The sequence below is a fragment of the Pseudomonas beijingensis genome (assembly GCF_030687295.1).
GTDB classification, from domain to species: domain Bacteria; phylum Pseudomonadota; class Gammaproteobacteria; order Pseudomonadales; family Pseudomonadaceae; genus Aquipseudomonas; species Aquipseudomonas beijingensis.
The window spans coordinates 3,061,139-3,085,878 of record NZ_CP117425.1 but is presented as its reverse complement, the minus strand read 5'-3'; the positions used below and the strand labels follow the sequence as shown (position 1 = coordinate 3,085,878).

21 protein-coding genes and 2 pseudogenes are annotated in these 24,740 nt (G+C 61.5%); 17 read left to right on the top strand and 6 right to left on the bottom strand.

From position 1 onward, the window contains the following. Positions 1 to 30: 30 nt before the first annotated feature. Positions 31 to 1,057, bottom strand: a pseudogene (locus tag PSH84_RS13940) (Fic family protein). Positions 1,058 to 1,115: 58 nt separating this feature from the next. Further along, positions 1,116 to 2,885 (bottom strand): ABC transporter transmembrane domain-containing protein, encoded by a 1,770-nt coding sequence (locus PSH84_RS13935; RefSeq protein ID WP_305470367.1) that lies wholly within the window; start codon positions 2,883 to 2,885, stop codon positions 1,116 to 1,118. A 259-nt stretch (positions 2,886 to 3,144) separates the two neighbouring features. On the opposite strand from PSH84_RS13935, the gene PSH84_RS13930 reads away from it, so the two are divergent. Next, positions 3,145 to 3,324, top strand: coding sequence for a PA1571 family protein (locus tag PSH84_RS13930; RefSeq protein WP_305483080.1), 180 nt, complete (start codon positions 3,145 to 3,147; stop codon positions 3,322 to 3,324). Positions 3,325 to 3,550: 226 nt separating this feature from the next. Here PSH84_RS13930 and pdxB read toward each other — a convergent pair whose 3' ends face one another. Continuing rightward, positions 3,551 to 4,693 (bottom strand): 4-phosphoerythronate dehydrogenase PdxB, encoded by a 1,143-nt coding sequence (pdxB, locus tag PSH84_RS13925; protein ID WP_122567933.1) that lies wholly within the window; start codon positions 4,691 to 4,693, stop codon positions 3,551 to 3,553. A gap of 294 nt (positions 4,694 to 4,987) precedes the next feature. Here pdxB and PSH84_RS13920 point away from each other — a divergent pair, with 294 nt between their 5' ends. Continuing rightward, the gene (locus PSH84_RS13920) at positions 4,988 to 6,391 is read left to right on the top strand and encodes an MATE family efflux transporter (RefSeq protein WP_305470365.1); all 1,404 of its coding nucleotides are present in this window, start codon (positions 4,988 to 4,990) and stop codon (positions 6,389 to 6,391) included. Here the strand turns inward: PSH84_RS13920 and tusA are convergent. After that, positions 6,388 to 6,639 (bottom strand): sulfurtransferase TusA, encoded by a 252-nt coding sequence (tusA, locus tag PSH84_RS13915; RefSeq protein ID WP_003183455.1) that lies wholly within the window; start codon positions 6,637 to 6,639, stop codon positions 6,388 to 6,390. The two genes, PSH84_RS13920 and tusA, sit on opposite strands and share 4 nt — an antisense overlap. Before the next feature lie 189 nt (positions 6,640 to 6,828). Then, positions 6,829 to 7,902: a 23S rRNA (cytidine(2498)-2'-O)-methyltransferase RlmM gene (gene rlmM / locus PSH84_RS13910; protein WP_122567931.1), complete on the bottom strand. Its 1,074-nt coding sequence runs from the start codon at positions 7,900 to 7,902 to the stop codon at positions 6,829 to 6,831. Positions 7,903 to 8,074: 172 nt separating this feature from the next. Here rlmM and acnA point away from each other — a divergent pair, with 172 nt between their 5' ends. From acnA to PSH84_RS13895, 3 genes are all read left to right on the top strand, one after another. Beyond that, positions 8,075 to 10,816 carry an aconitate hydratase AcnA gene (gene acnA / locus PSH84_RS13905; protein ID WP_122567930.1) on the top strand — a complete coding sequence of 914 codons (2,742 nt, stop codon included), beginning with the start codon at positions 8,075 to 8,077 and terminating at the stop codon, positions 10,814 to 10,816. Positions 10,817 to 11,140: 324 nt separating this feature from the next. After that, entirely contained in the window at positions 11,141 to 11,929 is a 789-nt protein-coding gene (locus tag PSH84_RS13900; protein WP_305470363.1) for a CPBP family intramembrane glutamic endopeptidase, read from the top strand. Between the two features lie 77 nt (positions 11,930 to 12,006). Beyond that, positions 12,007 to 13,572, top strand: coding sequence for a methyl-accepting chemotaxis protein (locus PSH84_RS13895; RefSeq protein ID WP_122567927.1), 1,566 nt, complete (start codon positions 12,007 to 12,009; stop codon positions 13,570 to 13,572). A 160-nt stretch (positions 13,573 to 13,732) separates the two neighbouring features. On the opposite strand, the pseudogene PSH84_RS13890 reads toward PSH84_RS13895, so the two are convergent. Then, a pseudogene (locus PSH84_RS13890) lies at positions 13,733 to 14,427 on the bottom strand (alpha/beta family hydrolase). Positions 14,428 to 14,523: 96 nt separating this feature from the next. Here PSH84_RS13890 and ccoN (PSH84_RS13885) point away from each other — a divergent pair. The 12 genes from ccoN (PSH84_RS13885) (at position 14,524) to PSH84_RS13830 (ending at position 24,703) form a co-directional block, all read left to right on the top strand. Beyond that, positions 14,524 to 15,948 (top strand): cytochrome-c oxidase, cbb3-type subunit I, encoded by a 1,425-nt coding sequence (gene ccoN / locus PSH84_RS13885; RefSeq protein ID WP_003199614.1) that lies wholly within the window; start codon positions 14,524 to 14,526, stop codon positions 15,946 to 15,948. Between the two features lie 10 nt (positions 15,949 to 15,958). After that, a complete protein-coding gene (gene ccoO / locus PSH84_RS13880) occupies positions 15,959 to 16,567 on the top strand; it encodes a cytochrome-c oxidase, cbb3-type subunit II (RefSeq protein WP_122567925.1) in 609 nt (202 codons plus the stop codon). Positions 16,568 to 16,572: 5 nt separating this feature from the next. After that, positions 16,573 to 16,773 carry a cbb3-type cytochrome oxidase subunit 3 gene (locus PSH84_RS13875; protein WP_060743060.1) on the top strand — a complete coding sequence of 67 codons (201 nt, stop codon included), beginning with the start codon at positions 16,573 to 16,575 and terminating at the stop codon, positions 16,771 to 16,773. Next, positions 16,770 to 17,723 carry a cytochrome-c oxidase, cbb3-type subunit III gene (ccoP, locus tag PSH84_RS13870; RefSeq protein WP_122567924.1) on the top strand — a complete coding sequence of 318 codons (954 nt, stop codon included), beginning with the start codon at positions 16,770 to 16,772 and terminating at the stop codon, positions 17,721 to 17,723. The genes PSH84_RS13875 and ccoP (PSH84_RS13870) overlap by 4 nt, the downstream gene beginning before the upstream one ends. Before the next feature lie 481 nt (positions 17,724 to 18,204). Continuing rightward, a complete protein-coding gene (gene ccoN, locus PSH84_RS13865; protein ID WP_053120682.1) occupies positions 18,205 to 19,647 on the top strand; it encodes a cytochrome-c oxidase, cbb3-type subunit I in 1,443 nt (480 codons plus the stop codon). Then, positions 19,647 to 20,255: a cytochrome-c oxidase, cbb3-type subunit II gene (gene ccoO / locus PSH84_RS13860; protein ID WP_122567923.1), complete on the top strand. Its 609-nt coding sequence runs from the start codon at positions 19,647 to 19,649 to the stop codon at positions 20,253 to 20,255. The genes ccoN (PSH84_RS13865) and ccoO (PSH84_RS13860) overlap by 1 nt, the downstream gene beginning before the upstream one ends. A 5-nt stretch (positions 20,256 to 20,260) precedes the next feature. Continuing rightward, a complete protein-coding gene (locus PSH84_RS13855; RefSeq protein WP_003183474.1) occupies positions 20,261 to 20,446 on the top strand; it encodes a CcoQ/FixQ family Cbb3-type cytochrome c oxidase assembly chaperone in 186 nt (61 codons plus the stop codon). Then, a complete protein-coding gene (ccoP, locus tag PSH84_RS13850) occupies positions 20,443 to 21,426 on the top strand; it encodes a cytochrome-c oxidase, cbb3-type subunit III (RefSeq protein WP_305470362.1) in 984 nt (327 codons plus the stop codon). Before PSH84_RS13855 ends, ccoP (PSH84_RS13850) begins: the two co-directional genes overlap by 4 nt. Positions 21,427 to 21,578: 152 nt before the next feature. Then, positions 21,579 to 21,833 (top strand): type II toxin-antitoxin system Phd/YefM family antitoxin, encoded by a 255-nt coding sequence (locus tag PSH84_RS13845; RefSeq protein ID WP_122567922.1) that lies wholly within the window; start codon positions 21,579 to 21,581, stop codon positions 21,831 to 21,833. After that, on the top strand, positions 21,834 to 22,256 hold the full coding sequence (locus PSH84_RS13840) for a type II toxin-antitoxin system VapC family toxin (RefSeq protein WP_305470361.1): 423 nt from the start codon (positions 21,834 to 21,836) through the stop codon (positions 22,254 to 22,256). It abuts the gene before it with no gap. A 480-nt stretch (positions 22,257 to 22,736) separates the two neighbouring features. Then, positions 22,737 to 24,152 (top strand): cytochrome c oxidase accessory protein CcoG, encoded by a 1,416-nt coding sequence (gene ccoG / locus PSH84_RS13835; RefSeq protein WP_305483078.1) that lies wholly within the window; start codon positions 22,737 to 22,739, stop codon positions 24,150 to 24,152. Positions 24,153 to 24,163: 11 nt separating this feature from the next. Further along, positions 24,164 to 24,703 (top strand): FixH family protein, encoded by a 540-nt coding sequence (locus PSH84_RS13830; protein ID WP_122568399.1) that lies wholly within the window; start codon positions 24,164 to 24,166, stop codon positions 24,701 to 24,703. Positions 24,704 to 24,740: the final 37 nt, after the last annotated feature.

Here is a 24,740-nt window from a genome sequence, read left to right as displayed (position 1 = left end):
ACTCCCACTTTTTTTGTGTGCCAAAAAGTCTCAGCGAGGATGCACCAGTGCTTGCTTACCCTGCGAGGTGAGACGATACCGCTGTACGGGACTATTGGGCGATTGGGTTGGTCATTTCGATCAATCCGGCCACCAATGCCGGCTTGAGGTAATTAGCCCGGGAGGTAGCTCTATGAGCCAATCCCAGCTGAACCATCAGCTCGTTGACCTTTAGTGAATTGCCGTTGTGTAGCGCCTGAAGCAGTCTTGCTACTTGGTCGGTTACTTGGTCGGTTACTTGGTCGGTAGCCGGCTCGTTACGGATCGCCTCTCCGAGCGCCACACTCAGCGACTGCAACATGAACTCAACAAAAGGTGTCGCCTCAGCCAGCCGGTCGGCAGCCGATAACGCAGCGTAATAAGCATCCTGCTGATCCCGTATGACGGCCTCGACTGGCAGGTAGGCCAGTACAGGTCGCCATCGACTAAGAATCAAGGTTTGCCAAAGACGCCCCATTCGCCCATTACCGTCTGCAAAGGGATGGATGAACTCGAACTCGTAGTGAAAAACACAGCTAATGATTAAAGGATGCCAGTCGCACGTTCCGGCCCACTCCAACAAATCGTCAATCAAATCCCTCACCCGACTGGGCGGCGGCGCCATTTGCACCAGCTGATCACCTCGATAGATGCCCACGCCGGCACGGCGTAACTGCCCAGCATCGTCAATCAAACCGTGCATCAGTAGTTCATGTCCGTTGAGCAGATCGATCCGGCTATCAGGCCGCCAGCCAGGCATGGCTTCGTAGGCGGCAAAGGCATTGCGCACCTCCTGGATTTCACGGGGTAATCCCAGCACTCGTTGCCCGGCCAGAACCGCGGTTACCTGCTCGACACTCAGAGTATTGTTTTCGATCGCCAGGGAAGCATGGATTGTGCGAATCCGATTTCCTCGGCGCAGTTGCGGGGTCTGCTGATTATCACTTACAGCCGAAAGCTGGCCGATCTGCTCGCTGATGTCAGCGATCAATCCCAGCATTCGGGTTGTCAGGGTTAACGGTGGCGTATAACGACTCATACCCTCATCCATGCCAGAGGCTGGCCGACATAATGCCCCAACATGCTGGCATCAGCACTCATCGAACATCCTCAGCCTGCTGATTGAACTGCAACGCCGCCAACCGCGCATACAGGGCATTGCTGGCGACAAGCTCCTGGTGAGTGCCCACGGCAACCACCTTGCCCTGGTCCATCACCGCGATCCGATCGGCGTTTTTCACCGTGGCCAGGCGATGGGCGATCACCAACGTCGTACGGTTTTTCATCAGGCTCGGCAAGGCTTGCTGGATCAGGTGTTCGCTTTGCGCATCGAGGGCGCTGGTGGCTTCGTCGAGCAACAGGATCGGGGCATCCACGAGCAAGGCCCGGGCGATGGCCAGGCGTTGGCGCTGGCCGCCGGATAACCCCAGGCCGCCGTCGCCCAAGTGAGTCTGGTAGCCGTCGGGCATTTTTTCGATGAAGTCATGGGCATAGGCGATCTGCGCGGCCTCGCGCACCTGCTCCGAGGTCGCCTGCGGATTGCCATAGCGAATGTTCTCTTCGACCGTGCCGAAAAACAGCGCCGGGCTTTGTGAAACCAGGGCGAAATGGCGGCGCAGGTCCAGCGGATCGAGCCGGGTCAACGGCACATCGTCGATCAGGATCTGCCCTTGCACGGGATCATAGAAACGCAGCAGCAGGTCGTAGACCGTCGACTTGCCCGCACCGGAAGGTCCGACGAGGGCCAAGGTCTCACCGGCCTTGATACTCAGGTCGAGGCCGTCGACCGCATAACTGTCCGGCCGGGACGGATAGGAAAACCGCACGCCTTCCAGACGCAAATCTCCGCGGACCCGGGCCGGCAAGGTCACGAGACCGGAAGCCGGCGCCTGGATGATGTTTTCCGAACGCAACAGCTCGGCAATGCGCTCCGCCGCGCCGGCCGCTCGTTGCAACTCGCCGATCACTTCGCTCAGGGTGCCGAAGGCACTGCCGACGATCAGGCTGTAGAACACGAACGCCGCCAGCTCGCCACCGGAAATCCGCCCGGCGATCACATCCATGCCACCGACCCAGAGCATCACCCCCACCGCCCCCAGCACCAGCACGATCACCAGGGTGATCAACCAGGCCCGCTGGGCGATGCGCTTGCGAGCGGTGTCGAAGGCCTGCTCCACCGTCACGGAAAAACGGTGTTCGTCCTGGACTTGGTGGTTGTAGGCCTGCACGGTCTTGATCTGGCCGAGGGTTTCGGAGACGTAGCTGCCGACGTCGGCAACGCGGTCCTGGCTCTCGCGCGACAAGCTGCGCACTCGACGACCAAAGATCAGGATCGGCGCCAACACCAGCGGCAGGGCAATCACCACGATGCTGGTCAGTTTGGGATTGGTGATGAACAGCAGCACGATGCCGCCCACCACCATCAAGGCGTTGCGCAAAAACAACGACAGCGACGAACCAATCACCGATTGCAGCAAAGTCGTGTCAGTGGTCAACCGTGACTGGATTTCCGAACTGCGGTTGTTTTCGTAGAAACCCGGGTGCAGATACACCAGATGGTTGAAGACCTGCCGCCGGATATCCGCTACCACCCGCTCGCCGATCCAGGACACCAGGTAAAAACGCGCAAACGTACCGATCGCCAACCCCACCACCAGCACCATGAACAGGCCGATGGACTGATTGAGCAAGTGCGGCGAGCGAGTCATGAAGCCCTGGTCCACCAACAAGCGGATGCCTTGGCCCATGGACAAGGTAATGCCGGCGGTGACAATCAAGGCCAGCAAAGCGCCGGCGACCTGTTTGCGATAAGGGGCGATGAAGCCGCTGGCCAGGCGTATGGCACGGCGATGTCGGGAAGAAAGCATCAAAGGCGTCCGATAATGCAGCAGGAAAAAGGCCAGCTCGCGACGCCGAAACGCAGCGCAACCAAGTTTGAATCGCAATGAGTCAGGTTAAATATGACCACTACGACTAGCGGCTAGATGTTATCGGTCTAAAGTCTGGCTGGAAACGCGACTGTGTTTCTGATTGAGTGGAGGTGTCGCCATGAACCTACAAGGAGTGTCATGGCTCGGTCACCTGGCGACATTAAAGTAGACATACAACCTGATGAGGAGACAGGCCATGTCCTTGCAACACAGCAGCGACGACAAGATTCAAGTAATCCGCACGCAACCGGACCAGTCTCTGGGCTGCTCGTTCATCGATGAACAAGGGCGCGAAGTACCGATCACCGAAGACATGATCCGCAAAGCCTGCAACGAGCTGGAAAAACGACTGGTCAAGCCTGCCGAACAACAGTGACACAGCCCGTCTCGATTGAACCCGACCATGATGTCGGGTTTTTTATGCCTGAAAGAACAAGGCTGTCATTGATCTCTGGCTTGGCACTCACTTGTGGCGAGGGGATTTATCCCCGTGGGCTGCGCAGCAGCCCCATTGGTTCAAACTGACACACCGCAATCTTCAGATTTCGGGGCCGCTTCGCGCCCCAGCGGGGATAAATCCCCTCGCCACAAAAAGGCGGCGTCTAGACGAGGGTGGCGCCCAACGCCGTGACAATCTGTTGCAAGACCGCCGACTGCCCTTCGATACGCACCTTCAAACTGTCGATTTCCCGCCGTGGCGGGTAATGCTTGCGCAAGGCATCGAACGCGCGGCGTTGCTCGTCGACGGTGCCCACCAGGCTACGACGCAAATTCGCGTCGTCGCCACGGGGGTCGTACACGCTCCGGCACAGCGCCGCCAAGGCCCAAGCCGGGTCGGTTTCGGCGTCCAGGGTGATGCCACCCAGCCAGGGCCGAGGCAACAGGTCGCTGAGGCTGACTTCAACCGGCCGCTCCAGGAACGCGCACAAGGCCTGGTAGATCTGGGCCGTGCCACGCTGGCGGCCATCGAGGCTGTAACCGGCAATGTGCGGGGTGGCGATCACGCACAAATCGGCCAGGTCCACATCCACGGTAGGCTCCTGCTCCCAGACATCCAGCACCGCTTGCAGGTCTTCGCGCTCCAGCAACACCTCGCGCAGCGCGGCGTTATCGATCACCGGCCCTCGGGCCGCATTGATCAGCCAAGTCCCGGGCTTGAGCTGGTTCAGGCGCGCTTCGTCGAACAAGTGCCAGGTCGGTTGTTCACCGTCGCGGGTCAACGGGGTGTGCAGGCTGATCACATCGCACTGCTCGATGATCTGCTCCAGGCTCACATAGTCGCCGCCCTCGGCAGCCTGACGCGGCGGGTCGCAGACCTTCACGGTCCAGCCCAGCCCCTTGAGCACCTCGATCAACCGCCCGCCCACCTGGCCCGCGCCAACCACGCCGAAGGTCCGCTGCGCCAGCGCCGCACCTTCTATTTCTGCCAGGGTCATCAGGCTGCCCAGCACATAGTCCACCACGCCGCGGGCATTACAGCCGGGGGCGCTGGCCCAGCGGATCCCCGCCTCGGCAAGATAATCCAGGTCCAGGTGGTCGGTACCGATGGTGCAAGTGCCGACGAAGCGCACCTGGCTGCCTTCCAGCAGGGCCCGATTGACTTGGCTGACCGAACGCACCAGCAACACATCGGCGCGCTCGACCATCGTCCGGTCAATCCCTCGGCCCGGTACCCGGCGGATTTCGCCAAATCCTTGGAAAAACGCATCAAGCAAGGGGATGTTTTCGTCGGCGACGATCAGCATGGCAGAGCTCCTTTGGCGGGAGGGGCAGTGTAGGCGTTCCGTTGGGCCTGTGCATTACCCGGAGCGAATGATGTTGTGGCGAGGGATTTATGTGGGAGCAAAGCTTGCTCGCGATGCAGGCGCCTCGGTTCCTCGGGGAGACCACATCAGCTTTATCGCGGGCAAGCCTTGCTCCCACAGGTGCTCGAAAACTGAGAAAGCGATTACAAATCCACAACACAGGTTTTTTCCTGACCACTGCGTCAAAGCGTAGAATTCGCCGCCTTGCGCTTAACCTTTTCGGACGCTTGCCCTGTGAATCCTGTCATCGACACCTCCACCGCCCTCTCCCGCCCGGCCCGGGTTCGTCTGGAACTCAAAAACTTGCTGGCCCTGGCCCTACCGATCATGGTCGCGCAACTGGCAACCACCGCCATGGGCTTTGTCGACGCGGTGATGGCCGGTCGGGTCGGCCCACGGGACTTGGCGGCCGTGGCCCTGGGCAACTCGATCTGGGTACCGGTGTTCCTGTTGATGACCGGCACGTTGCTGGCGACCACGCCAAAAGTTGCCCAGCGCTTCGGTGCCGGCACGTTCGACGAGATCGGGCCGCTGGTGCGCCAGGCGCTGTGGCTGGCGCTGGTTGTGGGGTTGATCGCGACACTGGCACTGTTCAGCGCCGAGCCGATCCTGCACATCATGAAAGTCGATCCCGAATTGATCGGCCCGTGCATGGAGTACCTGCGGGGCATCGGCACAGGCCTGCCGGCCGTGGCGCTGTATCACGTGCTGCGCTGCTTCAGCGACGGCCTGGGTCGCACGCGACCGGCGATGGTGCTGGGGTTGTGCGGGCTGGCGCTGAACATTCCGCTCAATTACATCTTCATCTACGGACACTTGGGCGTGCCCGCCATGGGCGGCGTCGGTTGCGGCTGGGCCACGGCGATCGTGATGTGGGTCATGGCCCTGGGCATGGCCGGTTGGGCGCTGTGGGCACCGGTCTATCAATCGAGTCGGTTGTTCAGCCGTTTCGACTGGCCGCAATGGGCGGTCATCAAGCGCCTGCTGGGCATCGGCTTGCCGATTGGCATCGCGGTGTTCGCCGAGTCGAGTATTTTCGCGGTGATCGCCCTGTTGATCGGCAGCCTCGGTGCCACGGTGGTGGCCGGGCACCAGATCGCGCTGAACTTCAGCTCCCTGGTGTTCATGATCCCCTATTCCCTGGGCATGGCCGTCACGGTACGGGTCGGCCAGGCCCTGGGCCGTCGTCAGCCTCGCGAAGCGCGCTTCGCCGCCGGCGTGGGCATGGGCACGGCCCTGGCCTACGCCTGCCTCTCGGCAAGCCTGATGTTTGCGCTGCGCGGGCCTATCGCGGCGATCTATACCGCCGACCCGGTGGTGATCGAAGTGGCGTCGATGCTGATCGTCTACGCGGCATTGTTCCAGTTTTCCGATGCGATCCAGGTCACGGCGGCAGGCGCATTGCGCGGCTACCAGGACACCCGGGTGACGATGATCCTGACCCTGTTCGCCTACTGGGGGATCGGCCTGCCGGTAGGTTACGCCCTGGGCCTGACCGACTGGCTCGGCGCGGCCAGCGGCCCGAGCGGATTGTGGCAAGGCTTGATCGTGGGCTTGAGCTGCGCGGCGCTGATGTTGTCGATCCGTCTGACACGCAGCGCGCGCAAGCAGATCCGCCTCAGCCGCTCGATGGATTAAGCGAGCTTCTTGCGAATCCAGTAGAGGTAGGTGCCCGCCTCTTCCTGCTGGGCCACCAGTTCGTGATCCAGGAACACGCAAAACTTGGGGATATCGCGGCGGGTCGAGGGGTCGGTGGCGATGACTTTCAGCAGGCCGCCGGGGGCCAGGTCACGGATGTGCTGGTGCAGCATCATCACCGGTTCCGGGCAATTGAGGCCCGTGGCATCCAGCGTGCCGTCGACCGGCGTGTCGTTCATTTCACTCATGTTCTACTCCTGAAACTGGCCGGCATTGTCGCGCAATGTCGGCGTTCGGTCACCCCTGGCTTAACGCCGCCCCTTGTGGGAGCGAGCTTGCTCGCGATGGCGTCGGCACATTCAGCATTGATGCAAGCTGCCCCACCTTCATCGCGAGCAAGCTCGCTCCCACAGGGAGAATTCATTGCCCTTAGAGAGCTAGCGGGACTTGGGCTTTTTGGTATCGAGCCGCCGCAGGTGGCACGTCACTTCCTCGCGGTCGTGGTACAGCTGCTTGCAACCGATCTCGACCTTGATGCCCCGGGCCTTGAACCCCTCGGCGATGCGTTCGAGCAGGCGTTTGACCTCGGCATAACGCTGTTTCATCGGCAGCTTGAGGTTGACCACGGCTTCGCGGCAATGGCCCTCGCCAATCCACTCTTCCAGCATCGCGGCGTTGCGCGCGGGCTTTTCGACGATGTCGCAGACCATCCAGTCCACCGGCTGCTTGGGCTTGAACGTGAAGCCGTCCGCCATCAGGTGCTGCACCAGACCAGTGTCCATCAGGCTTTCGGCCATCGGGCCGTTGTCGATGGCCGTCACCAACATGCCCCGGTTGACCAGTTGCCAGGTCCAGCCGCCTGGCGCGGCACCGAGGTCCACGCCGGTCATGTCGCTGTGCAGGCGCTCGTCCCACTGGTCCCGGGGAATGAAATGGTGCCAGGCTTCTTCGAGCTTGAGTGTGGAGCGACTCGGTGCTTCCCGGGGAAACTTCAGACGCGGGATGCCCATCGGCCACATCGCCGAATTATCCGCGTCCGCCAGGCCCAGGAACACTTCACGGCCACTCTTGAACGTCAGCAGCAGACGCGGCTTGCGCGGATCGTCCACCAGCTTGCCGGCCCCGCTCAGCGCCTTGCGCAGCGGGCCTTCGAATTTCTTGCAGAAGTTCGACAGTTCCTTGCCGTCGTTGGTATCGACCACTTCCAGCCACAGGCTGCCGCAAGCTGGGAATGCCGTCATGTGAGCCAGGATGACGCTGATACGGTCGGTTTCCGGTAACTCGATGAACGTGCCACGGGCCCACTGGCGCGGAAAAATCAGCTCGGCAAAACGCTGCCCACGCATCAGCCGCTCGGCGCCATCCTCTTCAGTACAGACAAATTCGGCGCAGGCACTGGCCGGTTTGGCCTTGGCGTAGCCGGCCACGTTGAGGCGTGCGGCGTGTTCGGCGATCTCGGAACAGACCTCGCCTTCGAAGCCCGGCCGGCAGTGCATAAAAAGCGTGTTCATTGAAACTCCGTAGCAAAGCCTGTCACGAAAACCGCCGCATGATAGCGGAGTTCGGAACCGCGAACCTTGCAATAGAGTCCAGTGATTAGTCATACGCTCAAAACAGGGCTAGGTTAAAGGCTCTGTCCGTCCCCTCAGTCCGTAGCCGTGCGGACTCAAAGGAGTGATTTCAATGCCGTCCCTCGATAGCCTGAAAACCCTTAAAACACTGCAAGTCGACGCCAGGACCTACCACTACTTCAGCCTGCCGGATGCCGCCCGAAGCCTGGGTGACCTCGACAAACTGCCCATGTCCTTGAAGGTGCTGCTGGAAAACCTGCTGCGCTGGGAAGATGAAAAAACCGTCACCGGCGCCGACCTCAAGGCCCTCGCCGGGTGGCTCAAGGAGCGCCGCTCCGACCGCGAGATTCAATACCGCCCGGCACGGGTGCTGATGCAGGATTTCACCGGCGTCCCCGCCGTGGTCGACCTGGCCGCCATGCGCGCCGCCGTGGAAAAGGCCGGCGGCGATCCCCAGCGGATCAACCCGTTGTCGCCGGTGGACCTGGTAATCGACCATTCGGTGATGGTGGACAAGTTCGCCAGCAGCCAGGCGTTCGAGCAGAACGTGGACATCGAAATGCAGCGCAACGGCGAACGCTATGCCTTCCTGCGTTGGGGCCAGAGCGCCTTCGCCAATTTCAGCGTGGTGCCGCCGGGCACCGGCATCTGCCACCAGGTCAACCTTGAATACCTGGGCCGCACCGTGTGGACCAAAGAAGAGGACGGCCGCACCTACGCCTTCCCTGACACCCTGGTGGGCACCGACTCCCACACCACCATGATCAACGGCCTCGGCGTACTGGGCTGGGGTGTTGGCGGGATCGAAGCGGAAGCGGCGATGCTCGGCCAGCCGGTGTCGATGCTGATTCCCGAGGTCATCGGTTTCAAACTCATCGGCAAGCTGCGAGAAGGCATCACCGCCACCGACCTGGTGCTGACCGTCACGCAGATGCTGCGCAAGAAAGGGGTGGTGGGCAAATTCGTCGAGTTCTATGGCGACGGTCTGGCCGACCTGCCCCTGGCCGACCGCGCCACCATCGCCAACATGGCCCCGGAATACGGCGCCACCTGCGGGTTCTTCCCGGTGGACGACGTGACCTTGGATTACCTGCGCCTGTCCGGGCGTCCGGCAGAAACCGTGAAACTGGTGGAGGCCTATTGCAAGGCCCAGGGCCTGTGGCGCCTGCCCGGCCAGGAACCGGTGTTCACCGATACGCTGGAATTGGACATGGGCAGCGTCGAGGCCAGCCTTGCCGGGCCCAAGCGCCCTCAGGACCGGGTCTCGCTGCCGAATGTCGGCCAGGCTTTCAGCGACTTCCTGGGGTTGCAGGTCAAACCCACCAGCAAAGAAGAAGGTCGCCTGGAAAGTGAAGGCGGCGGTGGCGTCGCGGTGGGCAATGCCGACCAGGTGGGCGAAGCCGAGTACGAATACGAAGGCCACACCCATCGCCTGAAAAACGGCGCGGTGGTGATTGCCGCCATCACCTCGTGCACCAACACCTCCAACCCCAGCGTGATGATGGCCGCCGGGCTGCTGGCGAAAAAAGCCGTGGAAAAAGGCCTGCTCCGCAAGCCTTGGGTCAAGAGTTCCCTGGCGCCTGGCTCCAAGGTGGTCACCGACTACTACAACGCGGCCGGCCTGACCGAGTACCTGGATAAACTCGGTTTCGACTTGGTGGGCTATGGCTGCACCACCTGCATCGGCAACTCCGGGCCGTTGCCGGACCCCATCGAAAAAGCCATCCAGAAAGCCGACCTGACCGTGGCCTCGGTATTGTCGGGCAACCGCAACTTCGAAGGCCGGGTGCATCCACTGGTGAAGACCAACTGGCTGGCCTCGCCGCCGCTGGTGGTTGCCTATGCCCTGGCCGGCACGGTGCGCATCGACATCAGCAGCGAGCCGCTGGGCAACGACCGGGACGGCAAGCCGGTGTACCTGCGGGACATCTGGCCCAGCAGCCAGGAAGTGGCCGCCGCCGTGGCTCAGGTCAACACCAGCATGTTCCACAAGGAATACGCCGCCGTGTTTGCCGGTGACGAGCAATGGCAGGCCATCGAAGTGCCGCAAGCGGCGACTTACGTCTGGCAGGATGACTCGACCTACATCCAGCACCCGCCGTTCTTCGACGACATCGGCGGGCCGCCACCGGCCGTCAGGAACGTCGAGGGCGCCCGGGTCCTGGCCCTGCTGGGAGACTCGGTGACCACCGACCACATCTCCCCGGCCGGCAACATCAAGGCCGACAGCCCGGCCGGTCGCTACCTGCGCGAACAAGGCGTGGAGCCACGGGACTTCAACTCCTATGGCTCCAGACGTGGTAACCACCAGGTGATGATGCGCGGCACCTTCGCCAATATCCGCATTCGCAACGAAATGCTCGACGGCGAGGAAGGCGGCAACACGATCTACATCCCCAGCGGCGAACGCATGCCGATATACGATGCCGCCATGCTGTACCAGGCCACGGGCACGCCCCTGGTGGTGATCGCCGGCCAGGAGTATGGCACCGGGTCGAGCCGGGACTGGGCGGCCAAGGGCACCAACCTGCTGGGGGTCAAAGCGGTGATCGCCGAAAGCTTCGAGCGCATCCATCGCTCCAACCTGGTGGGCATGGGCGTGCTGCCGCTGCAGTTCAAGCTAGACCAGAATCGCAAGCGCCTGAACCTCACAGGCAAGGAAACCTTGGACATCCTGGGACTCAATGACGTCGAACTGACGCCGCGCATGAACCTGCCCCTGGTCATCACCCGGGAGGACGGCAGCCAGGAGCGAATCGAAGTGTTGTGCCGGATCGATACCTTGAATGAAGTGGAGTATTTCAAGGCCGGTGGGATTCTTCATTATGTCTTGCGACAATTGATCGCCGCGTGAAAAGACCGCCTCGATGGCGAATACGAGCCTAGGCAAATACCTGTGGGAGCGAGCTTGCTCGCGATAGCGGTGGATCACTCAACATCAATATTGGCTGGCAAGCCCCTATCGCGAGCAAGCTCGCTCCCACATTATTTAACAGGCGCCGTTTTTGTATGAGCCCGCCTATAATCCCGCCGGCACTCACGCAACCGCGTCAGCCAACTGCTTGCCCCTCCTGCGCATGAATCTGCATGGACACAAATGTGCTCTTTGCGCGACACGGTGGCGTCGAAGACCCGACGGCCGCCCTCGCCCAGAGTTTTCCCGCTAAAAGGATGTTGTATGCCCGCTTTACCCTGGCTCCACCTGGCCCTTCTTTCCACAGGCTACGGCCTGGCGCTGGTCTATGGCCAGTTGACCTGGACCGCGCTCATCTCGGTCGCGCTGCTGCTGTTCGCCGGGTATGCGGTTCGCCAGCAACAAACGCCGGTTGGCCAGTTTCTCGGGCACGCCCTGTTTCTGGTCATGGCACTGGCACTGGCCCTGCACTGGATGCCTGGTTTTTTCAACGGACGGGTAATCGCGCCGCAACGCTTGACCGATGACGCCGTGCCGTTTGCCATGTACCTGAACCAGGACAAGCCGCTGATCGGCTTCTGGCTGTTGCTGGCCTGCCCCTGGATCGTCGGCCGACGCTCATGGCGCCTGTCGGTCCAGGCCACGGCCCTTGGCCTGACGTTGAGCGCCGTGCTGGCCCTCGGCGGGGCCGTGCTGCTGGGCATGATCCAGTGGGCGCCGAAGTGGCCGGATCACGCCGGGGTGTGGATCCTTAATAATCTTTTATTGGTAACGCTCGTGGAGGAAGCGCTGTTTCGTGGCTACATTCAAGGGGGCTTGAGCCGGCGCTTCAAACATTTGGCCCAGGGCGACAACCTGGCGCTGCTCCTGGCCTCGCTGCTGTTCGGCCTGGTGCATGCCGGTGCCGGTTGGCAATGGGTGTTGCTGTCGGGCCTGGCGGGGGCCGGTTACGGCCTGGCGTATCGTTTTGGCGGCCTGGGCGCGGCGATTGCCACGCATTTCCTGCTCAACCTGCTTCATTTCGCCCTCTTTACCTACCCGATGCTGGCGTGATAGCGACAGGCAAAAATAACTTCAACTAAAACCTGACAACGCCGACAACCTTTCAAAGCCTTGCGGATCTACACACCATGCGTAACAACCAACCCGTCACACAGCGCGAAAGGACCTTCCCGGCCCAGCAACGATTGATTTCCACCACCGACGCCAAGGGTGTCATCACCTACTGCAACGATGCGTTCGTTGAGGTCAGCGGGTATTCGAAGGAAGAACTGATCCGTGCGCCGCACAACCTCGTGCGCCACCCTGATGTCCCATCCGCCGTGTTCGCGCACATGTGGGGCACGCTGAAACAAGGCTTGCCATGGATGGGCATCGTCAAGAATCGCTGCAAGAGCGGTGACCATTACTGGGTCAACGCCTATGTCACACCCGTGTTCGAAGGCAATCAGGTGGTCGGCTACGAATCGGTGCGGGTCAAGCCCTCCGCCGAGCAGATCGCCCGTGCCGAAGCCCTGTATCAACGCATCAACCAGGGCAAGTCCGCGGTTCCGGGCAGTGACAAATGGGTGCCGATCCTGCAGGACTGGCTACCGTTCATCCTGGTCAGCCAACTGGGCTTCGTCGTCGGCGCGTTTCTGAATTCATCCTGGGGCTTTGCCCTGGCCGCCCTGTTGTCCGTGCCCTTGGGGCTGATGGGCCTGCAATGGCAGCAACGCGGGATCAAGCGTCTGCTGCGCCTGGCCGAGCAAACCACCTCCGACCCGCTGATCGCCCGGATGTACACCGACAGCCGTGGCGTCCAGGCACGCCTGGAGATGTCGATCCTCAGCCAGCAAGCGCGCCTGAAAACCTGCCTGACGCGCCTGCAGGACACCGCCGAGCACCTGAACGACCAGGCTCGCCAGTCCAACACCTTGGCCCATGACAGCTCCAGCGGCTTGGAGCGGCAACGGGTGGAAACCGAACAGGTCGCCACGGCCGTCAACCAGATGGCGGCAACCACCCAGGAAGTCGCCAGCCACGTGCAGCGCACTGCCGATGCCACCCAGGAAGCCAATCGCCTGACCAGTCGCGGCCGCGACATCGCCGGGGAAACCCGCGAAGCCATCGAGCGACTGTCGGTGGTGGTCGGTGAGACCGGTCAAACCGTGACCCAGCTGGCCCAGGACAGCGACGAGATCGGTGGTGTAGTCGACGTGATCAAAGGCATCGCCGACCAGACCAACCTGTTGGCCCTCAACGCCGCCATCGAAGCCGCCCGTGCCGGTGAAATGGGTCGTGGCTTTGCCGTGGTGGCCGACGAAGTGCGGCAACTGGCACAACGCACCAGCGAATCCACTGGGCAGATCCACGCCCTGATCGCCAAGCTCCAGCAGACCGCCACCAATGCCGTGCAAACCATGGAAGCCGGCCATCGCCAGGCCGAAGAAGGCGTGGCGCGGGTCATGGAGGCGGATCAGGCACTGGTGGGCATCAGCGAAGCGGTGGCCCACATCACCGACATGACCACCCAGATCGCCGCCGCCACCGAGGAACAAAGCTCAGTGGCCGAGGAGATCAGCCGCAACATCAGCAACATCTCGGACCTGGCCGACCAGACCTCGGGGCAAGCTCACAGCTCGGCGTTGCTGAGCGAAGAACTGACCCGAACGGCCAATACGCAGTATTCGTTGGTGGAGCGGTTCAACCGCTGACTTCAGTCGGAAAACTAAAACCCGGACAGCGAACGCTTCCGGGTTTTTTATTGCCTGACAGGCCGCTATCGCGAGCAAGCTCGCTCCCACATGGGATGGTCAACGCCGCAAATCCAGTGTGGGAGCGAGCTTGCTCGCGATGAGGCCATGACAGGCACCATCAATCTTGAGACAGGAACCCGGACACCCCCTGCGCCGCCGCCTCCAGATGCTGCTCATGACTGAACCCCGAAGCCTTCAACGGCTTGAGGTCATGATCCCCCGCCACCAACCACAACACCTCGATGCTCGGAGACAAACTGTAGCCCTGCACCGCTTCCCGATTGCCCAACGCATCGCGCTCGCCCTGGACGATCAAGGTTCGGGTCTTCAATGCGGCCAAGTGCTCGACCCGGGGCTTCTCCGGCTTACCCACCGCATAGAAGGGATAGCCCAGGCACACCAGCGCATCGACGCCCAACTCATCGGCCAGCAAACTCGCCATGCGCCCGCCCATGGACTTGCCGCCAATGGCCAGCCGCCCAGCGACATAAGGCCGCACCGTGGCGTACACCTCACGCCAGCATTCCAGCAGCTTAGGTGCCGGGTTGGGCGGGCGTTTCCCCCCATCCAGACGCCGCTGGGCCATGTAAGGAAACTCGAAACGCAATACGTTGACGCCCCGTGCAGCAAGGCGCGTGGCTATTTCCTCCATGAAACCGCTGTCCATCGGCGCACCGGCACCATGGGCCAGAATCAGGGTCGCAGGCGTGGCGCCCGCGCCCGGCTGCGCGGCCACGTCCACAGCCAGCCGTGTTGCGCGACGCACCGCGCCCATTGATCCCCGTCAATACTGGCCTTGTGCTGTTTGTCCATGCTTGCCTCGCTTTTAGTCTGCCTATAACTCCAGGCGAAGAACGCCGCACTGCCTTGCGCAGGCGCTCACTTCGGCTGAACCGTGGATGGGGAACCATGAACACTTCTATCAGTACCGCCTACAACTACAAGGTGGTCCGCCAATTCGCCATTATGACGGTGGTGTGGGGCATCGTCGGCATGGGGCTCGGGGTTTTTCTCGCCGCCCAATTGGTCTGGCCACAACTCAACTTCGATTTGCCCTGGACCAGCTTCGGCCGCCTGCGCCCGCTGCACACCAACGCAGTGATCTTCGCTTTCGGCGGCTGCGCCCTGTTCGCCAGTTCGTTCTACTCGGTGCAACGCACCTGCCAGACCCAGCTGTTTGCGCCGAAAATCGCCGCGTTCTGCTTCTGGGGCTGGCAACTGGTGATCCTGCTGGCGGCCATCAGCCTGCCCCTGGGCTACACCAGTTCCAAGGAATACGCCGAACTGGAATGGCCGATCGACATCCTGATCACCATCGTCTGGGTGGCCTACGCCATCGTGTTCTTCGGCACCGTGGCCAAGCGCAACACCAAGCACATCTACGTCGGTAACTGGTTCTTCGGCGGGTTCATCCTGACCGTGGCGATCCTGCACATCGTCAACAACCTGGAACTGCCGGTGAGTTTCACCAAATCCTACTCGGTGTACGCCGGGGCCACGGATGCGATGGTGCAATGGTGGTACGGGCACAACGCCGTAGGCTTTTTCCTCACCGCAGGCTTCCTGGGGATGATGTACTACTTCGTGCCGAAACAGGCCGAACGTCCGGTGTATTCCTATCGCCTGTCCATCGTCCACTTCTGGGCACTGATCACCCTGTACATCTGGGCCGGCCCGCACCACCTGCACTACACCGCGCTGCCGGACTGGGCGCAGTCCCTGGGCATGGTGATGTCGCTGATCCTGCTGGCACCCAGCTGGGGCGGCATGATCAACGGCATGATGACCCTGTCGGGGGCCTGGCATAAATTGCGCAGCGACCCGATCCTGCGCTTTTTGGTGGTGTCCCTGGCGTTCTACGGCATGTCGACCTTCGAAGGTCCGATGATGGCGATCAAGACCGTCAACGCCCTCTCCCACTACACCGACTGGACCATCGGCCACGTGCATGCCGGCGCGCTAGGCTGGGTGGCGATGATTTCCATCGGGGCGCTGTACCACATGATCCCGAAAGTCTTCGGTCGGCCACAGATGCACAGCATCGGCCTGATCAACGCGCATTTCTGGCTCGCGACCATCGGCACGGTGCTGTACATCGCCTCGATGTGGGTCAACGGTATCGCCCAGGGCCTGATGTGGCGTGCGGTGAACGAGGACGGCACGCTTACCTACTCCTTCGTCGAAACCCTGGTGGCCAGCCACCCAGGCTTCGTCGTGCGGTTGGCGGGCGGGTCGATCTTCCTTCTCGGCATGCTGCTGATGGCCTACAACACCTGGCGCACCGTGCGGGCCTACCAGCCTGCCGAAGCCGCCGCTGCCGCGCAGATGGCCTGAGGAGTCCGCCATGAAACACGAAACAATCGAAAAAAACGTCGGCCTGCTGATGCTGTTGATGGTCCTGGCGGTGAGCATTGGCGGCCTGACCCAGATCGTGCCGCTGTTCTTCCAGGACGTGACCAACAAGCCGGTGGACGGCATGAAGCCCTACACCGCCCTGCAACTGGAGGGCCGCGACATCTACATCCGTGAAGGCTGCGTCGGCTGCCATTCGCAGATGATCCGTCCGTTCCGCGCCGAGACCGAGCGCTACGGCCACTACTCCGTCGCTGGCGAAAGCGTCTGGGACCACCCATTCCTGTGGGGCTCCAAGCGTACCGGGCCGGACCTGGCACGGGTCGGCGCACGCTACTCCGACGACTGGCACCGCGCCCACTTGTACAACCCGCGCAACGTTGTGCCCGAATCGAAAATGCCGGCCTACCCGTGGTTGGTGGCCCAGGCGGTGGACAGCAGTCACACCGAGGGCAAGCTGCGCGCCATGCGCACCCTCGGCGTGCCGTACACCGACGACGACATCGCCGGCAGCGTGGCCGCGCTCAAGGGCAAGACCGAAATGGACGCGCTGGTGGCCTACCTGCAAGTGCTCGGCACTGCCATCAAGAGCAAGAGGTAAGCCTGATGTTCTTTGAAATGAGCACTGGAATGATCCGTGGCCTGGGCACCGTCGTGGTGTTCATCGCCTTCATCGGCCTGACCCTGTGGGTGTTCAGCAGCAAGCGCGGGCCGGAATTCGCCCAGGCGCGCCTGCTGCCGTTCGCCGACGAACCGCCCGCCGACATCACCCCCCAAGACCCTGCGACAAGGAGTACCCGGCCATGACCACCTTCTGGAGTACGTGGATCTGCGTACTGACCATCGGCAGCCTCATCGGCCTGACCTGGCTGCTGATCGGCACCCGCAAGGGCGAGACCAAGGGCAGCGTCGACCAGACCATGGGCCACAGCTTCGACGGCATCGAGGAATACGATAATCCGCTGCCGCAGTGGTGGTTCCTGTTGTTCGCCGGCACCCTGGTGTTTTCCGTTGGCTACCTGGTTCTCTATCCGGGCCTGGGCAACTGGAAAGGCATCCTGCCCGGCTACGAAAACGGCTGGACCGGCGCCCATGAATGGGAAAAGGAAATGGCCAAGGCCGACGCCCGGTTCGGGCCGATCTTCGCCAAATTCGCCGCCATGCCCGTGGAAGAAGTGGCCAAGGACCCACAGGCCTTGAAGATGGGTGGGCGCCTGTTTGCCTCCAACTGCTCGGTCTGCCATGGCTCGGACGCCAAGGGTGCCTTCGGCTTCCCGAACCTGGCCGACAGCAACTGGCGCTGGGGCGGCGCCGCCGACACCATCAAGGCGACCATCATGGGCGGCCGCATGGCGGCGATGCCAGCCTGGGGTGAAGTGCTGGGGGACGCCGGGGTCAAGAACGTGGCCGCGTATGTACGCCACGACCTGGCCGGCCTGCCGTTGCCGGCGGACAGCGGTGCCGACCTGCAAGCCGGCCAGCAGGCCTTCAACACCACCTGCATCGCCTGCCACGGCGCCAACGGCCAGGGAACCGAAGCCATGGGCGCGCCGAACCTGACGCAACCGGCCGGCTTCATCTACGGCACCAGCCTGGCCCAGTTGCAGCAGACCATTCGCCATGGTCGCCAGGGCCACATGCCGGCGCAGAATGAGTTGTTGGGCAATGACAAGGTGCAACTGCTCGCGGCTTACGTCTATAGCCTGTCCCAGGGTGCGGGCACCGAGCGCCTGCAAGCGGAACACAAAAGCGAATAAATCCTGACCACACGAACCGCCGCATTCATCTGGATGCGGCGGCTCCCTGCCCCTGCGCGACGCATTGTCGCACCCTCCCTTCGTCTTTCTTTCGGTTCCCTTGAATCGGGTCTAAGCTTGCCTCTGCGTGCGCTGGCGACTGCCGGTTTCAGGTCGACCCGACCCGATGCGTTCGACAATCGTTCGACAAAAAGGCCGCAAAGGCAGGTGAATACCGGCTGTTGCGACAGTTGCCTGGCATCACCCGAACGCCGTGTTCGAACACACCCCGTTACAACCGACCTGACCCCCTCGCCTCTTTCCTTCGTTGCGACATTTTGCCGAGGGCCAATTTTGTCCCTACTCGGCACATGGAAAGGCCGCAGAATCAGCTTTGGAAAGCATTGACCCAGGTCATGGCGCGTTGCAATGACCCCCCGCTTTCTCCATACTTGCGACCGATTTTTATCCTAATAAAACACCCAAACCGTGGAACCTTAGAATGAGCACAGCAATCAGTCCGACTGCTTATAACTATAAGGTAGTCCGCCAGTTCGCCATCATGACGGTGGTCTGGGGGATCCTTGGCATGGGGCTCGGTGTCTTCATCGCCTCGCAACTGGTCTGGCCGGAGTTGAACTTCGATCTGCCATGGACGACATTTGGACGCCTGCGCCCGCTGCACACCAACCTGGTGATCTTCGCCTTCGGTGGTTGTGCGTTGTTTGCCACTTCTTACTACGTCGTGCAGCGAACCTGCCAAACGCGACTGATCTCCGACAGCCTCGCCGCCTTCACCTTCTGGGGCTGGCAAGCGGTGATCGTCGGTGCGATCGTGACCTTGCCAATGGGTTTCACTACCACCAAGGAATACGCGGAACTGGAATGGCCCCTGGCTATCCTGCTGGCCATCGTCTGGGTGACCTACGGTTTGGTGTTCTTCGGCACCATCGTCAAGCGCAAGACCAAGCACATCTACGTCGGTAACTGGTTCTACGGTGCTTTCATCGTCGTGACCGCCATGCTGCACATCGTCAACCACGCCTCCCTGCCGGTCAGCTTCTTCAAGTCGTACTCGGCCTACTCGGGCGCGACCGACGCGATGATCCAGTGGTGGTACGGCCACAACGCCGTAGGCTTCTTCCTGACCACCGGCTTTTTGGGGATGATGTACTACTTCGTGCCGAAACAGGCCGAGCGTCCGATCTATTCCTATCGCCTGTCCATCGTCCACTTCTGGGCGCTGATCACCCTGTACATCTGGGCCGGTCCGCACCACCTGCACTACACCGCACTGCCGGATTGGGCACAGTCCCTGGGCATGGCAATGTCGATCATCCTGCTGGCGCCAAGCTGGGGCGGCATGATCAACGGCATGATGACCCTGTCGGGTGCCTGGCATAAGCTGCGCACCGACCCGATCCTGCGGTTCCTGGTCGTGTCGTTGGCGTTCTACGGCATGTCGACCTTCGAAGGCCCGATGATGGCCATCAAGACCGTCAACTCCCTGAGCCACTACACCGACTGGACCATCGGCCACGTGCACGCCGGTGCGCTCGGCTGGGTGGCAATGATCTCCATCGGCGCCATCTACCACATGATCCCGAAACTGTTCGGTCGTGCGCAGATGCACAGCACCGGCCTGATCAACGCGCACTTCTGGCTCGCGACCATCGGCACCGTGCTCTACATCGCCTCGATGTGGGTCAACGGCATCACCCAAGGCTTGATGTGGCGTGCGATCAACGACGACGGCACCCTGACCTACTCGTTCGTCGAAGCGCTGCAAGCCAGCCACCCTGGCTTCATCGTGCGTGCCCTGGGCGGCGCGTTCTTCGCCAGCGGCATGCTGTTCATGGCCTACAACGTGTACCGCACCGTTCGTGCCTCTGACCCGGCTGAAGCTGAAGCCGCCGCCAAGATCGCCGTAGTTGGAGCTCACTGATGAAGCACGAAGCAGTAGAGAAGAATATCGGCCTGCTGGCCTTCTTCATGGTCATCGCCGTGAGCGTCGGCGGCCTGACCCAGATCGTTCCACTGTTCTTCCAGGACGTGACCAACAAGCCGGTCGAAGGCATGAAGCCGCGTACCGCCCTGGAACTGGAAGGCCGCGACATCTACATCGCCAACGGCTGTGTCGGCTGCCACTCGCAGATGATCCGTCCGTTCCGCGCTGAAACCGAACGCTACGGCCACTACTCCGTTGCCGGTGAAAGCGTCTGGGACCACCCGTTCCTGTGGGGTTCCAAGCGTACCGGTCCGGACCTGGCCCGCGTTGGCGGCCGTTACTCCGACGACTGGCAGCGTGCGCACTTGTACAACCCGCGCAACGTCGTGCCTGAATCGAAAATGCCGGCCTACCCGTTCCTCGTAGAAAACAAGCTCGACGGCAAAGACACCGCCAAGAAAATGGAAGTCCTGCGCGCCTTGGGCGTGCCTTACACCGACGAAGACATCGCCGGTGCCAAGGATGCCGTCAAGGGCAAGACTGAAATGGACGCGCTGGTGGCCTATCTGCAAGGCCTGGGCACCATCATCAAAAGCAAACGGTGATCTGGATGGATATCGGGATGATTCGTGGCCTGGGCACCGTCGTCGTGATGGTGGCCTTTATCGGCCTGGCCTTGTGGGTGTTCAGCCCCAAGCGCAAGTCGGAGTTTGACGACGCGACCTTGCTGCCGTTCGCGGATGATCCCGAAGCCATCAAGCACGTCGAGCAAGCTTCTAGGAGTAACAAAGAATGACTACGTTCTGGAGTCTGTACGTCACAGTCCTCAGTCTGGGTACGATCTTCGCCCTGACCTGGCTGCTGCTGTCGACCCGCAAGGGCCAGCGCAGCGAAGCCACCGAAGAGACGGTTGGCCACTCCTTCGACGGGATCGAGGAGTACGACAACCCGCTGCCGAAATGGTGGTTCATGCTGTTCGTGGGCACCATCGTGTTCGCCCTCGGTTACCTGGTGCTCTACCCTGGCCTGGGCAACTGGAAAGGCCTGCTGCCAGGCTATAACTACCTGGACAACGAAAAGCAGACCGCCTTCGCCAACGGCCAGACCGGCTGGACAGGCGTTCACGAGTGGGAAAAGGAAATGGCACGCTCGGACGCCAAGTTCGGTCCGATCTTCGCCAAGTTTGCCTCCATGCCGATCGAAGAAGTCGCCAAGGACCCGCAAGCCCTGAAGATGGGTGGCCGCTTGTTCGCCTCCAACTGCTCGGTCTGCCACGGTTCCGACGCCAAGGGTGCCTACGGCTTCCCCAACCTGACCGACGCCGACTGGCGCTGGGGCGGTGAGCCGGAAACCATCAAGACCACCATCATGGGCGGCCGTCACGCGGTGATGCCGGGCTGGGCTGCCGTGGTGGGCGAACAAGGCGTGGCCGACGTGGCCGCCTACCTGGTGACCAGCCTGCACGGTCGCAAGCTGCCGGAAGGCGCCAAGGCCGACCCGGCCAACGGCCAGAAACTGTTCGCGGCCAACTGCGTGGCCTGCCACGGTCCTGCCGGCAAGGGCACGCCCGCCATGGGCGCACCTGACCTGACGCACCCGGCCGGTTTCATCTACGGTTCGAGCTTCGCTCAACTGCAGCAGACCATCCGCTACGGTCGCCAGGGCCAGATGCCGGCCCAGGCCGACCTGCAAGGCAACGATAAGGTCCACCTGCTGGCGGCCTATGTCTACAGCCTGTCTCACGGCGAAAAGGCTCCGGCCGCTGACGCCCAGTAAGACAAGCAACTGATACACGAAAGGCCCCGCCAATCCGATTGGCGGGGCCTTTTTGTTACCGGTCGAAAAGCCTGGACGAATCGGTTGCGCTTGCCGCCCCTCCATACCAGTAGTAACGTGCCTACATTCGAATTCAAAATGAGGGCGCGCCCATGTCCATCACGACGATCTCCAGCCGCGAATTCAACCACGACACAAGTGGTGCCAAAAAAGCCACCCGTGAAGGGCCAGTAATCATCACCGACCGTGGCAAGCCGGCCCATGTGCTGCTAAGCATTGAGGAGTACCAGAAACTGACCGGCATTGGCGCCAGCATTGTCGAGTTGTTGGTCATGCCCGATGCGCCGGACATCGATTTCGATACCGAGCGCGCCGTCATCACACCCCGCTCGGTGGACCTGTCCTGAATGTTTCTACTCGATACCAACGTCATTTCCGAACTGCGCAAATCCCAGGCAGATAAAAACGTCCAGGCCTGGGCGCGTAGCGTTCCCGCTCCCAGCCTGTACGTCTCGGCGATTACCGTACTGGAACTGGAAACCGGCGTGCTGCGCTTCGAACGCAAGGACCCGACGCAAGGCAGCCGCTTGCGGGCCTGGCTGGATAATCATGTGCTGCCGGCCTTTGCCGGCAGGATCCTGGCCGTGGACCGTGCCGTCGCGCTGCGTTGCGCTCGCCTGCATGTGCCTGGCCGCAGCAATGAAAGCGATGCATTGATTGCCGCTACCGCATTGGTCCATGGATTGACCGTGGTGACCCGCAACGTAAGTGATTTCCAGAGCAGCGGCGTGTCGGTACTCAACCCGTGGTCAGGAGATGAAAAGAACTAGATCTGAAGCTCCAGGTGCGGACCTGTGGCGAGGGGATTTATCCCCGCTGGGCTGCGAAGCAGCCCCCAATAAGCTGATTACATCGGCCTGACACACCGCGTTGGCAGGTTTTAGGACTGCTTCGCAGCCCAGCGGGGATAAATCCCCTCGCCACAAAGACAGACCTGCACCTGACAGAGGCATTTGCCCGCACCTGATGGAGCCTTCAGCGACCAAGTTGGGGGTTGCTCCTGTCTACTGATTTGTCCACAACCCCTCTTTCGTTTTTTCGTCAACGCCATGAACTGTCTATAGTCAATTGATCTGGGTCATGACTTGTTACATCCGCTACACCATTCGGCCCAGACGCCCAACGCGACCAAAGGTCGCACCCTTGAGCCAGAGCGACAGGCGTATCATTGCGCCACTGCAACACCCTTTCTGACCGAGGTCGGCACGTACTGGCCCCGGCACTTTTCCACTGCCGTGGGATGCAATTTGATGAGTAACCAGATTCCGGTACATGACGTTACCCCGCCTGCCAAGGACGCGAACAACAGCGTCGATCTGTATGCCTCTCGGGAAAAAATCTACACCCGCGCCTTCACGGGCCTGTTCCGCAACCTGCGGATGCTTGGCGGAGGGTTCTTGTTCCTGCTGTATTTCGGTACGGTCTGGTTGAACTGGGGCGGCCATCAGGCTGTCTGGTGGAACCTGCCGGAACGCAAGTTCTTCATTTTCGGCGCGACCTTCTGGCCCCAGGATTTCATCCTGCTGTCCGGGATGCTGATCATTGCGGCATTTGGTCTGTTTTTCATCACGGTCTATGCCGGACGGGTGTGGTGTGGCTACACCTGCCCACAAAGCGTGTGGACCTGGATCTTCATGTGGTGCGAAAAAGTCACCGAAGGCGATCGCAACCAGCGCATCAAGCTCGACAAGGCCCCCATGGGCGCCAACAAATTCCTGCGCAAATTCGCCAAGCACAGCCTGTGGCTGCTGATCGGCTTCGTCACCGGCGTGACCTTTGTCGGTTACTTCACGCCGATCCGCGAACTGGTGTTCGAGTTCTTTACCGGCCAGGCCGATGGCTGGTCGTATTTCTGGATCGGCTTCTTCACCCTCGCCACCTACGGCAACGCCGGCTGGCTGCGCGAGCAGGTGTGCATCTACATGTGCCCTTACGCACGCTTCCAAAGCGTGATGTTCGACAAGGACACGTTGATCGTGTCCTACGACCCGCGGCGTGGCGAAAGCCGTGGTCCGCGCAAAAAAGGCGTGGATTACAAGGCCCTGGGCCTTGGGGACTGCATCGACTGCACCATGTGCGTCCAGGTCTGCCCGACCGGCATCGACATCCGCGACGGCTTGCAGATCGAGTGCATCGGCTGCGCGGCCTGCATCGATGCCTGCGACAACATCATGGACAAAATGGATTATCCCCGCGGCCTGATCAGCTACACCACCGAACATAACCTCTCGGGGCAGAAAACCCATAAACTGCGCCCGCGCCTGATCGGTTACGCCTTGGTGCTGCTGGTCATGATCAGCTTGCTGGCAGCGGCATTCTTCATGCGTTCGCTGGTGGGTTTCGACGTCAGCAAGGACCGCGTGCTGTACCGCGAAAACGCCGAAGGCCGGATCGAGAACGTCTACAGCCTGAAGATCATGAACAAAGACCAACACGACCATACGTATGTCCTGGAAGCCGTCGGCCTGCCCGACCTCAAGCTGCAAGGCCGCCGGGAAATCAAGGTCGCGGCCGGCGAGATCTACAGCCAGCCGGTTGAACTGTCCAGCGCACCGGAACAACTGCCATCGAGCACCAACGAGGTGACTTTCATCCTCAAGGACGCCGATGACGAAAGCGTACATGTCGAAGCCAAGAGCCGGTTCATCGGCCCACAAACTCGTTGAGAGAAATGAACATGCCTGCAGCAACCGCCACCAGCCCTTGGTACAAGCACCTCTGGCCGTGGATTATCATTGCGATCCTGAGCTGTTCGGTGACACTGAGCCTGACGATGGTGACCATTGCGGTGAAGAACCCGGACAACCTGGTCAACGACAACTATTACGAAGCCGGCAAAGGCATCAACCGCTCGCTGGAGCGCGAACTGCTGGCCCAGACCCTGCAACTGCATGCCAACGTGCAACTGGATGACGTGACCGGCGAAGTGAACCTGCGCCTGAACGGCAACAGCCGCCCCCAGACACTGGAACTGAGCCTGATCTCGCCGACCCAGCCGGAGAAGGACCGCAAGATCATCCTCACCCGCAACGACAGCGAACCGGGTCGCTACGTCGGCCAGTTGACGGACAAGATCGAAGGCCGGCGCTTTGTCGAATTGCTGGGGGTGGAGAACGACAAGACCTGGCGCCTGTTCGAAGAAGAACAGATCAACCACGACCAGGCCATCCTGCTCGGCGATGAACCGCTGCAAGGCGCTGAAGACCTGAAAAAATAGACGACTGCGCTTCGCGCAATCGCGAGCAAGCTCGCTC